7 protein-coding genes are annotated in these 14,326 nt (G+C 55.6%); all 7 read left to right on the top strand.

Going from position 1 to position 14,326, the window contains the following annotated elements:
• Nucleotides 1-38: 38 nt before the first annotated feature.
• Genes GCWU000341_RS05485 through GCWU000341_RS05455 form a run of 7 tightly spaced genes read left to right on the top strand, consistent with a single transcriptional unit; the run spans nt 39 to nt 14,251 of the window.
• The gene (locus GCWU000341_RS05485) at nt 39-1,310 is read left to right on the top strand and encodes an efflux RND transporter periplasmic adaptor subunit (protein ID WP_009214817.1); all 1,272 of its coding nucleotides are present in this window, start codon (nt 39-41) and stop codon (nt 1,308-1,310) included.
• Nucleotides 1,300-2,196 (top strand): ketopantoate reductase family protein, encoded by an 897-nt coding sequence (locus tag GCWU000341_RS05480; protein ID WP_196794803.1) that lies wholly within the window; start codon nt 1,300-1,302, stop codon nt 2,194-2,196. Before GCWU000341_RS05485 ends, GCWU000341_RS05480 begins: the two co-directional genes overlap by 11 nt.
• Nucleotides 2,193-4,604, top strand: coding sequence for a non-ribosomal peptide synthetase (locus GCWU000341_RS05475; protein WP_009214815.1), 2,412 nt, complete (start codon nt 2,193-2,195; stop codon nt 4,602-4,604). Before GCWU000341_RS05480 ends, GCWU000341_RS05475 begins: the two co-directional genes overlap by 4 nt.
• The gene (locus tag GCWU000341_RS05470) at nt 4,601-5,509 is read left to right on the top strand and encodes an ACP S-malonyltransferase (RefSeq protein ID WP_009214814.1); all 909 of its coding nucleotides are present in this window, start codon (nt 4,601-4,603) and stop codon (nt 5,507-5,509) included. The genes GCWU000341_RS05475 and GCWU000341_RS05470 overlap by 4 nt, the downstream gene beginning before the upstream one ends.
• Nucleotides 5,484-9,008, top strand: a complete 3,525-nt coding sequence (locus tag GCWU000341_RS12605) for a condensation domain-containing protein (protein WP_009214813.1) — start codon at nt 5,484-5,486, stop codon at nt 9,006-9,008. Before GCWU000341_RS05470 ends, GCWU000341_RS12605 begins: the two co-directional genes overlap by 26 nt.
• Nucleotides 9,009-9,020: 12 nt before the next feature.
• Nucleotides 9,021-13,613: an AMP-binding protein gene (locus tag GCWU000341_RS05460; RefSeq protein ID WP_009214812.1), complete on the top strand. Its 4,593-nt coding sequence runs from the start codon at nt 9,021-9,023 to the stop codon at nt 13,611-13,613.
• Nucleotides 13,613-14,251 carry a 4'-phosphopantetheinyl transferase family protein gene (locus GCWU000341_RS05455; protein WP_009214811.1) on the top strand — a complete coding sequence of 213 codons (639 nt, stop codon included), beginning with the start codon at nt 13,613-13,615 and terminating at the stop codon, nt 14,249-14,251. Before GCWU000341_RS05460 ends, GCWU000341_RS05455 begins: the two co-directional genes overlap by 1 nt.
• Nucleotides 14,252-14,326 lie beyond the last annotated feature (75 nt).

Genomic DNA, 14,326 nt, shown 5'->3' with positions numbered 1-14,326 from the left:
GAGAAAAAGAAGAAGGGAAAAGAGGGAGGAAAGAAGTAGTGAAGAGGATCTTTAAAGGAAAATACATTCTGATGGCAGCTGTCGTTCTTCTCCTTCCTGCCGCCTTCCTTTTCTTCCTGCATAGGGGCCTGCCGGTCTCTGCGTGCAGGGTGGAGAGGGGGGAAGTCGTCGATCGCTTTACGGAGACCGGCGTCGTCCGGGGCGGGGAGGACAGGGCACTGATCTCTGAGGTGAGCGGGGGCGTTGAGGAGCTTTTCTTTTCCGAGGGCTCTTATGTAGAAGAGGGAGATATCCTTGCCAGGATAAAAACGGAGAACTACGACGATGCGATCGCCGTAAAGCGGCAAAATATTGCGGCCTATCAGGCAGAGATCGAAGGAGCTGTCTCAGAGGAAAGCCGAAAGAAGGAGGATATCCGATCGGAGATGGAGCAGCTCAGACTTAAGGAGAGAGAGGAAAGGAGCAGGGAAGAGAAGGCGGAGCGGGATCTCGACCGATCTAAGAGCCTCTATGAGAGCGGTGATATCTCGCAGGAGGAGAAGGAAAAGGCGGAGCTCGCCCTGGAAAACGCGAAAAGCTCACTGGAGCTCTCGGAGTCCAGACGGAGAAGCCTCGAAGAGAAATTGAAAAATGATTATGCGGGCGATACCAGGGAGAAGCTTGACGCGATGATCGGGGCAGAGGAAAAGGGAATCGAGCAGCTGGAGAAAAAGAAGGGAAAGTGTGAGATCCGGGCAGCCTGCAGCGGCTATATCGTGAGAGCGGATATTGCGGGCTTATCACAGGTCGCGGAGGGGCAGCAGCTTTTTGTGATCCGGGACGGAAAAAGCAGGAGGGCCGAGGCGGATATCCTGACCTCCTATGAGCCCTACCTCAGGGTGGGGGACGAAGTGAAGCTCACGCAGAAGCTTCAGGGAAAGGATGAGTCCTGCAAAGCTGTGATTTCTGAGATCTTCGGCTTTGCGGAGTCCTCCACCTCCGCGCTCGGACTGAAGGAATACAAGGTGAAGCTCGTCGTCGAGCTGGAGGAGGGACCGGCCTTAAAGCCCGGGAGTGACGTGGATCTGGAGTTTACGATCTACCGGGAGAAGGAGGTTCTGTCTGTCCCGGGCTCCGCGGTCTTTCGGAGCGACGGCAGGGATTTCGTATTCCGCCTGATCGGCAATCGGGCGGTTAAGACAGAGGTCAATGTGAGCTACAAGAGCAATACCGTATATGTGATAAAGGAAGGACTTTCCGAGGGGGAGCTTGTGATCCGCGATGCGGATCTGGAGGGGCTTTCCGATGGGAGGCGCTGTCATGCGGTATAAGGAAAGGTTGTTGATTTTCGGCTGTGGAGCGGTGGGGAGCATCTATGCGAAGAGTCTGTCTCTTGCGGGCTATCCGGTGAGTGTCTATGCGAGGGGGCAGAGGCTTTCGGAGCTTTCGAAGAGGGGGCTTTTGTACCGGGAGGGGAACAGGACTTTGCGCTGCCCGGTTCGCCTCGTGAAGGATTCCGCCGGGAGCTACGATTTTATCTTCGTCACGGTGCGGAGGGAGCGGGCGGAGGAGGCGTTCCGGCAGCTCGCCGATTCGGAATGCAAAAATATCGTGAGCATGATCAACAATCTGGATGGCTATGAAGGCTGGGAGAAAATCCTCGGGAGGGGGCGGCTGATTCCGGCTTTTCCGGGCGCCGGAGGCTCGATCGAGGGAGGGGTGCTCTATGGTGGTCTGACACCGTCCTTTCTCCAGAAGACGAGCTTCGGAGAGATCGGAGGGGAGAGGACGGCCCGGATCTATGCGCTGAAGCGGATCTTTCTCCGCTCCCATATCCCCTTTGCAATCTGTCCGAGGATGTATGACTGGCAGCTTTGCCACCTCGCCATGGTCGTCCCTCTCGGGGATGCCATTTACGAGGGGGGAGGAAATCACATCGACGCGGGGAGGAACAGAGCGCTGATGAAGAGGACGGTCCGCAGGATCCGGAGCAATCTGTGGCTTTTAAAGAAAAGCGGGATCAGAATTCTTCCGGGGGAGATGAAGCTTTTTTTGCATCTCCCGGAGCCTGCGCTCTCGGCGGCGCTCTCGGCCTTCTACTGCTCTGAGAGCGGAGAACGCTTTATTTACAGACATGCCGAGAAGGCAAGAGCGGAGATGGAGCTTCTCCACAGAGAGCTCTACCGGATCCTTAAGAAGAGGAGAGAGGTCCAATGAATCTGATCGATATCCTGAAAAGTGCTGCGGAGTCGGAGAAGGGAATCCGCTTTATTGAAGCCGGAAAAGAGAGCTTCACAAGCTATGCGGAGCTTCTTAGAGAGGCGGAAAAGATCCTGGGAGGTATGCAGGAGAGGGGCTATCGGCCCGGAGACAGGGTGATCCTTCAGATCGCGGACCCCCATCGCTTCCTGATTGCCTTCTGGGGCTGCCTCCTGGGAGGCATGCTCCCGGCGGCTCTTCCCGCCGCTCTCGATGAGGAGAAGGAGCGGAAGCTCCGAAGCGTGAGCGCTGTCTTAAAGACGGCACACCTTCTCTCCGAGGAGCGCCTGCTCTCCCTCCGGAGGGAAAGAGCCCTCCCTGAAGCTTTGGAAGAGGAGAGGGAGATTCAGAGTGTGGAGGCTCTCCTTCTGTTTGGAGGGCGGGGCAGGGAGGCTCCTTTATCCGAGAGGGATGCGGCGATGATCCAGTTTTCCTCCGGCTCCACGGGGAGGCCGAAGGGGGTTCTTTTAAGTCATAGGAATATCCTGAGCAATCTCCTCGGGATCAGCCGGGGAGCCGATTTTTCGGAGAGAGATCACGTCCTGAGCTGGCTTCCCCTCAGCCACGATATGGGACTCATCGGAGCGCATCTGAGCCCGATTCTCATAAAGGCAAATCAATGCCTTATGCCGACGCAGGATTTCATACGAAAGCCCGGACTCTGGCTGGACAAGCTCACAGAGCATGCCATAACGGTGACGCTTGCTCCGAATTTCGCCTATAAGCTGATACTTGGACTCCTGTCTTCGGGAGAAAGGGGAGATTGGGATCTCTCTTCCCTTCGCTATCTTTTAAATGGGGCGGAACCGATCTCCGCCGATCTCTGCGAAGCTTTTCTCCGGGAGTTAAGCCCCTTCGGGCTCTCTGATAAGGTCTTCATCAATGCCTATGGAATGGCGGAGGCAAGTCTTCTCATCTCGCTCTCGGAGGCGGGAAGCGGACTTCACTTTGAGAGCTTTTCGAAGGAAAGCCTTACGCTTTTTGGGAAGGTGCGGATTTCCGGAGGAAAGGAGGAGGGCAGGAAACTGGTCGATTTAGGGCGCGCCGCAGAGGGCTGTGAGATCCGTATCTGCGGGGAAAGGGATCTCGTCCTCCCGGAGGGCAGCGTGGGGGAGATCGAAATACGAGGAGAGAATGTCACCTCGGGCTACTTTGGGGAAGAGGAGCTCACGGAGCAGCTCTTTTCTCCGGACGGATGGCTGAGGACGGGAGACGCCGGATTTTTCTACGGCGGAAGGCTCTATATCAGCGGGAGACTCAAGGAGATTCTTTTTGTGAACGGACAGAACTTCTATCCCTCCGACATAGAGGAAGCGCTGGAGAAAAGGCTGTGCTTTCCCGCGGAAAATCTCGCGGTCTCCGCGATACCGGATCGGGACAATATCGACAGAGTGTATCTTTTTGTGAGCGGCGTCGGGGAGGAGGAGCTCAGTTCATTTTCAAAAAGGGCGAGGGAGGCAGCGCTCCTCACATCGGGATTAAGAATCTTTGGAATCGTGCCGGTAGAGAGGATACCGAAGACGGAGAGCGGAAAGCGGAAGCGGACAGAGCTCGTCCGTTTGCTGCAGGAAGGGGAACTCGCGATATATGAGGCGGAGCGGGATCTCTCCGAAAAAGAGGATCTGGAGGAGGATCTGACCAAGACGGAAAAGGCCCTCATGCGCCTCTTTGGGGAGTTCATGGAGGAAAGCGGCGGGGGGTGCTGGAGCCGCTTCGATAATTTCATGGAGCTCGGACTCGATTCCGTAAAGCTTGCCCGTCTGAGCGCGAGGATCTGGGAGGAATTCGGGAGAGAGCTTCGCCCATCGGATCTCTTCCGCTGTCCCAATGTCCACGCGCTCTCCTGTTTCCTGGACAGCCGGGAGGCCTTGCTTCTTCCCTCCCTTCACTTTAAGAGGGAGAGAGAAGAGGAGAGAGAGCCCTTCCGGAACGGATTTTTCCGCTTTGAAGCAGAATGCAGTGGGGAAGGACGGAAAGAGGAGATTTTCCAGAGCTTTGTCGGGGCGCTCCACTCCCTCTCTCCCGAGGAGGGCGGGAGCTTCCATGTGATGATGGATGAGGCGGATATCCTCTGTCTTTGCTCCTTGAAGGGGGAGAGACTCGGAGAAATGAATACAGGAGAGCTCTTTCGGACACCCTCCTCTCCCGGAGGGGGACTCCGATTCCTTCTCTATGATGCAGAGCTCAACCGCTCGAACTTAAGCTTATCGAAGAATTATGACCTTTGCGCAGAGTATCGGCTTTCGGAGGGACGGGCAGCCTGCTTTTTGAGCTCTTCCTCGGCCATAGGAAGGGAGGAACTCCGGAGCTTTGCCGTGAGGATGTCCGGACTTTTGTGCAGGAAGAGGGAAGAGGAGGAAAAATGAGCAAAAAGGCCTTTCTTTTTTCAGGGCAGGGGGCTCAGTGCGCCGGCATGGCCCTGCCCATCCTGGAACGCTTCCCCCGCGCCGCGGCTTATTTTGAGGAGGCGGATGAAATCTGCGGATTTCCCCTTTCTGAGCTCTGTAAATACGGAACGGAGGAAGAGCTTAAGGAGACCACAGTCTCTCAGCCCGCCATCCTCCTTTGTTCCTATCTTTGGTTTCTCATCTACAGAGAGGAGCATGGAAGGGATGCGGATTATTTTGCGGGCCACAGTCTGGGAGAATACTCCGCTTTGCTCTCCGCCGGCGTTCTTTCCTTTCGGGATGCGCTGCATCTTATCGTAAAGCGGGCGGCATATATGAAGCGCGCGGCAGACAAAGCGAGAGGGAGCATGATGGCGGTGCGAAATCCCGAGAGAGAGAAGCTCCTTTCCTGCATCCGGCATGCGCGCTATCGGAGAGGGCTTTGCCTGGATCTTGCCTGCCTGAACAGTCAAAAGCAGCTCGTCCTTTCGGGGGAGGAGGGGGCGATCCGGGAAATGGCCGGGGAGATCGAGGCCTCCGGAGCCGGGGAGCCGATCCTTCTCCGAGTGAGCGGGGCCTTCCACAGCAGGCTCATGGAGGGGGCGGTCGGAGCGCTCGGAGAATGCCTGGAGAGGACCCGGCTCCATCCGATCCGGGGAAGCATCCTTTCCAATGTGAGCGGAAGACCGTATCGTTCTCTCTCAGAGATCCGGAGGAGCTTAAGGAGGCAGCTCATAAGCCCCGTACACTGGAGGGAGAGTATGCGTTATCTCTTTCGCGCCGGAGTGAGCGAGTTCGTGGAATTCGGAGCCAGGGCAACTTTATCGGGAATGCTGAGACAGGAGGAAGCAAACTGCCATGCGAAGCTGTACAGAGGGGAATGAGGGGACGGTCCGTTCTCTTTACTCGGAGGATATCGCGGTGATCGGGATGGACTGCCTGCTTCCGAACGCCGATGGGACAGAGGAATTCTTTGATAATCTGAAGCTCGGCCGGGACTCCGTATCGGAATTTCCGGAAAAGAGAAGGAGAGATGCGGATAATTGCCGCGCCTATGCCGGACTCGGCCGCGCGGACTATCGCCTTGGAAATTATCTTTGTGAGATCGATAGCTTTGACTATCGTTTCTTCCATATCACGCCCAGGGAAGCCGCCCTGATGAACCCAAACCAGCGCATCCTTTTACAGCTGATCTACAGGACGATACAGGATGCGGGGCTTTCTGAGGAGAGGGTACGGGGGAGCGATACAGGGCTTTTCATCGGCTATATCGGGGACTATGACGGGGGAGCTTATACCAGCATGGTTTATGAAAGTCAGGAGGAGAGTTCTCCGACGGGGAGTCTGGCCTCTATGATGGCGGGGAGGATCGCCTATCTTCTGGACCTTCGCGGACCGGCGATGCTGATCGATACTGCCTGCTCTTCCTCTCTCACCGCAGTTCACCAGGCCTGCCGCGCGATCCGTTCCGGAGAGTGCAGTATGGCGCTCGCCGCGGGAGTTCGGACAGTGCTCTTTCCCGGGAGAGAGCACTCCATCGGCATCGAGTCAGAGGACGGCTATACCAGGGTCTTTGATGAGAATGCGAGCGGAACAGGGCTTGGTGAGGGCGCGGCCGGGATCCTCTTAAAATCCCTCCCCGAGGCGGAGAAGGACGGCGATATGATCTATGCCGTGATCCGGGGGAGCGCTGTGAACCAGGATGGAAGCTGCATCGGCCTCACGGCCCCGAACGGAAATGCCCAGACCCGAGTGCTCAGGCAGGCGTGGAAGGATGCCGCTGTGAGGGCGGAGGAGATCTCCTATATCGAGGCGCACGGGACCGGCACGAGGCTCGGGGATCCGGTTGAAATCGAGGCCCTGAACCAGGCCTTCCGCTGCGATACCGAGGAGGAGGACTTCTGCCGCATCGGTTCCGTCAAGTCGAATCTCGGGCATCTCTATGACTGCGCGGGCATTGTCGGCGTCATAAAGACCGCGCTGATGCTCTATCATCGATGCTATGTCCCGAGCGCACATTTTCACCGCTTAAACCCGGAGATCCGGCTGGAGCATTCCCCGCTTCGGATCTCGGAGGAGTACTGCGAGTGGGAGCCCAGGAACGGGAGATGGATCGCGGGAGTCAGCGCCTTCGGCTTCAGCGGGACGAACTGTCATCTCGTGATGGAGGCGCATCGGGAAGAGGAGGGAGAGGATGAGAGGGAGGAGAGGAGGAGCGCTCCCGAAGCCTCGCATCTCTTTCCCCTCTCCGCAAAGAGCAGGGAGGCGCTGTATGAGCTTATCAACTCCTACCGGATCCTCGCCCTGGATCTTGAGGATAGAGAGCTGGAGGCACTCTGTACGAGCATGCAGCTTGACAGGACGCACTATGACTATCGCCTCGCCTTCCAGCTCTCTGACAGTGAGAGCCTTTGGAGGACGCTGGAGGAGATCTATGATTATCGCCTGCTGGATGAACCGGACTATCTCCCGGAGGGAGTCTGCTTTGGAAGGGCGGAGGAAGAGGGGGAGGGCAGTCCGCGGGCAGAGGGGCTTACGATGGAGGAGCTGTGCGCTTCCTATGTCCGATTCCGAAGCTTTTCCTTTGAGAGCATCTATTATCATCGCAGGAAGAACCGAATGCGGCTTCCGCTCTATCCCTTCGAAAAGGAGCGCTGCTGGATCCGTCTCCCGAAGGAGAAACTGAGAAAATCGCCCGGGAGAGAGGAGGAGACGGGAGGTCCGGGGGAGGAGATGGAGCCTATTGTCTTAAGGGGAAGGGAGGAAGGTGCTTCCTACAGCAGGATGGAGCGGGAAATTGCAGGCATCTTTCAGCGGGAAATGGGATTTCATGAGTTCTCCGTCCATGACAGCTTTTACGCCCTGGGAGGGGATTCCATCACGGCCTACCGGATCGTAAACCGGATCAATGCAGCCCATGGCAGCCAGATGACGATGGCGGATATCCTGCAATACAGCACGATCGAAAAGCTGGCCGCACATGTAGAGGAGAATGTCGGAGATCCCGAGGAGAGAGGGGCCCTTTACCATATCGAAAAGGCTCCAAAGCAGAGCTCTTACCCGCTCTCCTATGCGCAGCAGCGGATGTTCCTTCTCTATCTCAGAGACCCGGAGGACAGCTCCTACAACATGCCCTTTTCGATTCGCTTCCGGGGGCAGCTCGATATCGAACGCTTCCGCTCAAGCTTTCAAAGGATTTTTCGCCTGCACGACATTTTTCGAAGCCGCTTCTATATAGAAGACGGGGCAGCGCGGCAGTCCGTGGACGAGGAAAAGGAGCTCTCGATCACCGAGCTCAGGGGAGGGGAAGAGGCTTCCCTCCCAAGGCTCAGAGAGCTCATGAATCGGCCCTTCGACCTTGGAAAGGAACCCCTTCTTCGGGTCGCCCTCCTGGAGATTTCGAAGGAGGAGTATCTTTCCTTTATCGTTATGAACCATATCGCCGCAGACGGAAGCTCCCTTCGCATCCTGAGCGATGAATTCGTGAAGCTCTATCAGGGAATGCCGGTGGGGCGGCAGGAGCTTCAGTACAAGGACTTTGCGCTTTGGCAGAGGAAACTGGATCTCAGCCGACAGGAGCGCTTCTGGCTTGAGAAGATGGAGGGATACCATAGAGAGGAGCTGCCGCTTGACTTTGAGAGAAGAGGAGGGGAGAGAAAGAGCGAGGAGCTCGGCTTTTCGATGGACAAAGGAAGCGCCGAGAAGCTCAGGAGGCTTTGCAGGGAGAAGGATCTGAGCCTCTTTTCCGTCCTGATGGCGGCATTTCAGCTTGCACTTTCCTGCTTCACCGCCTCGGAGGAGGTGATTGTCGGAACCCCGATCAGCGGGAGGACCGCGATAGAAACGCAGCAGATGGTCGGAATGTTTGTGAATGTGATGCCGGTACGGGGAAGGATTGAGAGGGAGAAGAAGCTTTCGGAATTCATCCGGAGGACCCATCGGCTTTTACTCTCTGTCCTCGGAAACCAGGATTATCCCTTCGAGCTTTTGGTGGAGAAGCTGAAGGAAGAGAGGGAGGCTTTTAGGAATCCTATATTTGACACCGTCTTTGCCTTCCAGAATATGGATCGCCCCGAGTTTTCGCTCCCTGGACTCTCCGCCGCCATGGAAAATGAGGACAAAAGGACCAAGTTTGATATTACGATGGAGGCCTCGGAAGAGGAGGGGGGGCTCTCCTTCCTGCTCCGCTATGCCGGCACTCTCTTTCTGAGGGAGTCCATGGAGGGCTTCTTCGCTCTCTACCGGGACCTTGTACGGGAGATTGCGGAGGGATCAGAGCTTCCGATCGGAGAGCTCTTCTCGCTTATTTCCCGAAACGGCGGGGTGGACGGAGAGCTTACGGAGGATGCGGCAGAGTTTTCGGGGCTTGACTTTGACTTTTGAGCGGGGGGAAGGATGATCGGAAACAGAAATCTCTCGTACTGGAGGGCTGTCCTCGATGAGGATCAGGGGACGGACGGCTTTCCGGAGAAGCATATCAGAACAGTAAAGAGCAGGGCTCCGAGGAGGAGAGCAGAGACAAAGCTTCCCATAAGCTGCGGAGAAAAGCTTTTTTCAATGGGAAAGGGAAGGCTGCCGAACCTTTTTATCCTGCTCCTCACAGGGGGATCGATCCTCTTATCGAAGCGAAGCTTCTCAAAGGATATCAGCTATGCTGTCCCGCTGCTGCTCTCGGCACAGGGGATGGGGCGGAAGAACCGGGTAGTGCTGCTCCGCCTTAGAATGAGAGCGGAGCAAAGTTTCCGGGAGCTTTCGAAAGAGACTGCGGAGGTCTATCAGAACGCGCTGAAGCACCAGGATATCGCGGAGGAGGAGCTTCCCCTTCCCTGCGATACCCATATGCCCCTGGTCAGGACGATTTTCTCCATGGAGGGGCTCCACGATGCGGAAGGGGCGAGCGGAATCTATCCGGACATCCTCTTTCTTTTCCGACGGGAGGACGGGAGCATTTCGATTGAGGCTGACTACAATGCCGATCTCTATGAGGAGGAAGGGATCAGCCATCTCCTCTCGGAGCTTCGCCGTCTCTTCCTGCTTGTCTCCGAAAATCCGGGCATCACTCTTTCCGAGCTGAACCTTCTCTCCGAGGAGGAGAAACGGCTCCTTTCCTCCTTTCAGGGGAAGAGAGTTCCGGCGCCAAAGGAAGTGAATGCAGTCAGCGCTTTTTGCCTCTTTGCCAAACGCTGTCCGGATAAGCGGGCTCTGGTGCAGGGCGGAAAAGCCATGAGCTACCGTGAGCTTAATCTTTTATCGGACAGGATCGCCTCCTTCCTCTTGGAGCAGTGCAGCGGATGCGGATATGTCGGGATCTATATGAAAAACTGCATGGAAAATACAGCCTCCATTCTGGGGATTCTGAAATCCGGTGCGGCCTATGTGCCGATCGACCCGGAGCTCCCCTTAGAGAGAATCGGCAGCATCATTGAGGATCTCAATCTCTCCGTCATTTTGACGAAAAAGGAGCAGCTCCCCGCGCTGGAGAGGCTGCAAATGGAGTTGTCCTGTCTTAGGGTACTGCTCTGCCTGGACGCAGAGGATATTCGATCGGAGGACAGCTCTTCGGAGAACCCGCTGGGAAATCAAGAGCTCTGGGAGTATGTCGGGAGCTCCGCGAAGGACGCGATCGAGGGGGGAGGCTGGAAGAGCAGCTATACGGGAGAGTACCTCTCGGAGCAGGAGATGAAGGAGTATGCGGACAATGTCTTCGAAAAAATGCTTCCGCTCTTAAAGAAGGATGCGAAGCTTCTGGAGATCGGCTGTGCATCGGGGCTCACGATGTTTCCGCTCTCGGAAAGGGTCGGGGAGTACTGGGGCACAGACCTTTCCGGATCGATCCTGGAAAAGGATCAAAGGAGGATAGAGGAGGAGCAGATCAAAAATATCAGGCTTATGAGGGTGGAGGCGATCGAGATCGATAAAATCGGGAGCAGGGACTTTGACGCCTTTTTACTGAACAGCGTGATCCAGTGCTTTCGGAGCTATTCGTATTTTCGAACGGTCCTGGAAAAGATGCTCTCTCTCTCCGCGGAGCGCTCTGTGATCTTCCTCGGCGATGTCATGGATGCCGGGACAAAGAAGGAGATGGTCGAGTCCCTGCGGCGCTTTTCCGAAGAAAACAGCGGAAAGGGCTATCAGACGAAAATGGACTGGTCCCAGGAGCTCTTCTTTGCGAAGGAGTATTTCAGGGATCTCCCGGCGTATTATCCGGAGATCGCTGCGGTGGAGATCTCAGAGAAGAGGGGAAGCATACAGAATGAGCTGACCCGCTACCGCTACGATGTGCTGCTCTTTATCGATAAGAGAAAAGCGGAAAGGAGGAGGGAGGACAGGGAAAAGCCAGAGAGGGAAAAGGTCCGGAGATTCGGGAGGCAGTACGGCCTTGGGATCCTAAAAAACTGTCCGGAGAAATTCTCCGGAAAAGGGATCTCCCACCAGGACCCGGCCTATGTGATCTATACCTCCGGCACGACGGGAAAGCCGAAGGGGATCTGCATCCAGCACGGCCCCCTGATTCGCTTCATCGAGTGGAACAGGCGCTATTATGGGCTCACGGAGAAGGATGTAGGGACCCGCTACGCCGGGGTCGGATTTGACGCCTCCGTCTGGGAGCTTTTCCCGCTTCTTTCGTCAGGAGCGGAGGTGCATCTCATAGAGGAGGAGCTCCGGCTGGATATGGAGGCTCTGAATCGCTACTATGAGAAGCATCATGTCAGCTTCAGCTTCCTGCCGACACAGATCGCGGAGCAGTTCATGGAGCTTGAGAATCATTCTCTGCGGATCCTCTGCACAGGGGGAGATGCGCTTGGCCGGATGAAGAAGCGGAGCTACCGCTTTTTCAATAACTACGGGCCGACGGAGAACACGGTCATCACAAGCGCGATCGAGCTCTCTCCGGAGGAGGAAAAGGACCTTTCGATCGGAAGGCCGATCGACAATACCGAGGTCTTCATCGTGGATCCATATGGGGCACCCCAGCCGATCGGATGCCCGGGAGAGCTCTGGATCGGGGGAGAGAATCTCGCGAAGGGCTATATCAATAGGCCGGAGCTCAACGGAAAGTGCTTCCTGAGGAGTAAGGTCCTAAGAAGAGAGAGACTTTACCGGAGCGGAGACCTCGCGAAATGGTCCTCGGACGGGAGACTCCACTTCTTGGGCAGGATCGACGGGCAGGTCAAGATATCGGCCTTTCGGATCGAGGTGGAGGAGATCGAGACTGCTCTTTGTGAAAACAGCGCGGTAAAGCGCGCTGTCGTGCGGCTCCTCCGATCGGGAGACGGGGGGAAGGCGCTCTGCGCCTATATCCTCCGGCGGGAAGAGGTATCGGAGGAAGAGCTTAGGAGCTATCTCCTTACAAGGCTTCCGGAATACATGCTCCCCTCCTATATCCTGTTTATGGAGCGCTTTCCCGTGAGCAGAAACGGGAAGATCAATGATCGGAAGCTGCCGGACCCGAGGGAAAGCAAGGGAGAGGACCGGGGACTTGGACCGGAAAGCAGGAGGGAGGAGCGCATCCTTCAGGCCTTCCGGACTGTCCTGCAAAATGACAGGATCGGCGTCACGGACAATTTCTTTCATTTTGGCGGAAACTCCATACAGGCGATCCGGCTGGTCTCTGAGCTTTCCGCAGACTTTGAGATCCGGATCAACGACCTCTTTCTTTATCAGACGGTCCGGGAGCTCTCTTTGCATATCACAGAGAAAAAAGAGGAGCTTTGGGAGCGCTTCTCGGAGGTCGAAAAGATTGTTCTCGAATGGCAGAGCAGTCCTCCGGACGCGGAATTTTTGGAAAAACAACGGCTCTATCGGGACTCCCTTCGAAATCTTCCGGAGAAGCTCTCTGTGGATCCGAAAAAATATAAGGCAATTTTTCTGACCGGGGGGACAGGCTTTTTCGGAATTCATACCGCAAGGCGTCTTTTAACGGACAGTAAAGCGGAGCTCTATCTCTCCATGAGAGACGGGAACGAGGAGGAGGCCCGGGAGCGCCTCTTCCGAAAGTGGAGACATTATTTCGGATCAGAGCCCTCGAGAGAGGAAGCCGGGAGGCTTCATATCGTGCTCGCTTCTCTCACAAAAGAACGGCTGGGGCTTTGCGAAGAGGATTATGCGCTTCTTGCAGAGAGAACGGACTGCATCATCAATGCGGCTGCGAATGTGCGGCACTACGGGCATTATGAAGATTTTTCCGGGATCAATGCGGAGCTTATCCGAAAGCTCGCGGAGCTCTCAGACAGGGGGAGGAGAAAGGAGATCCACCATATTTCCACTATCGGAGTCGCGGAAGGGCTGATCGAAGGGAAGAAATTTTTCTTTTATACTGAAAAGGACGGCGATCTCGGACAGGCGGACGACAATTATTATACGAGTACGAAGCGGGAGGCGGAGCGGCATATCGAAAGAATGCGGAAGGAGGGAAGGGATATCAGCATCTACCGGCTTGGCAATCTGATCGCGGATTCCGGGAGCGGCATCTTCCAGGACAATATCGACACGAATGGCTTTTACAAAATCCTTCGGGCGATGATCTGTATGGGGAGGACAGCGGAGTCCTCGATATGGCTTCCGGATTTCTCCTTCATCGATCAAGTAACGGATGCCTTTATACGGCTTCTTCTTTCAGAGCACAGCCACTTCGAAACGTATCATCTCTTAAACTCCTCACGGCTCAGCATGGCAGAGCTCGGGGAAATTCTCCGGGAACTCGGATACCCGGTTCATTCCGTGAGTGAGGAAGACTACCTTCGCTTTCTCTATGAGATGCGGGAGGATCCAAGGCTTGGACCCTATGTCTCGGACTTTATCCTCCACAGCCGGCTCATGGATATCCCCCGGAGCACATATTTTTACCTTGCCTCGGAGAGGACGGAAAGACTGCTGGATAAACTGGGCTTTCGATGGAGGGCAGCGGACAAGGAGAGCATTGGGAGGATGCTTTCATACTGTGAAAAGGTAGATTTTCTGCCAAAGCCCGGACAGAGGAAGAGCTAGTGCTTTTTAAAAGATTGGGGGATTCGGAGCTTTGGCTTGAAGAAGTGATTTTTGAAAAAGAGACAGAAATCCTCTCCGAGCTCCCGCCGGAGAGCCGGCTTCGGATCAAAAGATACCGACGCAGAGAGGACCGAGCGAGAAGCGCTTTTTCAGAGCAAATGGTGCGGCAGTATTTTTCAAAAAGACAGGATATCCCTCCGGAAAGGCTCAGGATCTTCCGGGACCGACTGGGAAGGCCCTATATTCCCGGGGAAAGTATGGACTTTAACATAAGCCACTCCGGACGCTATGCGGCCGTCGTCTTTTCCCCCGGGAGAGTGGGGCTTGATATCGAGAGGATACAGAGGGAGACAGAGCCCGGAATGGAAGAGCAGCTGTGCAGCCAAAGGGAGCTTCTTTCGATCAGAAGCTCCGACTGCCCCGAAGAGCTTTTCAGCAGGCTTTGGGTACTGAAGGAGAGCTATCTGAAAGCGAGAGGGAGCGGCTTTTTGACAGAGGAAGAGCTTCCGGAATTTCAATTTCTGGGGAAGCGGATTCTTTGCAGCCGGAGGACCCGCTCCATAAGCCTCCAAAAGCTCTCCCCATCGAAAGACAGCGCCGATCCCGAAGCCTATTACCTCGCCGTGACCGTGCTCTGAGAGATCGGAGTATTCTTGACACAGTGATGCATAGGCATTATAATACAGTAAACGTAATAAATGATTCGTGAATTT

Source organism: Oribacterium sp. oral taxon 078 str. F0262, assembly GCF_000160135.1.
In the GTDB taxonomy this organism is placed as follows: Bacteria; Bacillota; Clostridia; order Lachnospirales; family Lachnospiraceae; genus Oribacterium.
The sequence above is the reverse complement of the archived record's forward strand: the minus strand, read 5'-3'. Positions and strand labels throughout refer to the sequence as shown.

Bases quoted from the DNA above. Each gene is read 5' to 3' on its own strand.
- GCWU000341_RS05470 (WP_009214814.1), top strand. From the start codon at position 4,601: ATGAGCAAAAAGGCCTTTCTTTTTTCAGGGCAGGGGGCTCAGTGCGCC.
- GCWU000341_RS05475 (WP_009214815.1), top strand. From the start codon at position 2,193: ATGAATCTGATCGATATCCTGAAAAGTGCTGCGGAGTCGGAGAAGGGA.
- GCWU000341_RS05480 (WP_196794803.1), top strand. From the start codon at position 1,300: ATGCGGTATAAGGAAAGGTTGTTGATTTTCGGCTGTGGAGCGGTGGGG.
- GCWU000341_RS05460 (WP_009214812.1), top strand. From the start codon at position 9,021: ATGATCGGAAACAGAAATCTCTCGTACTGGAGGGCTGTCCTCGATGAG.
- GCWU000341_RS12605 (WP_009214813.1), top strand. From the start codon at position 5,484: ATGCGAAGCTGTACAGAGGGGAATGAGGGGACGGTCCGTTCTCTTTAC.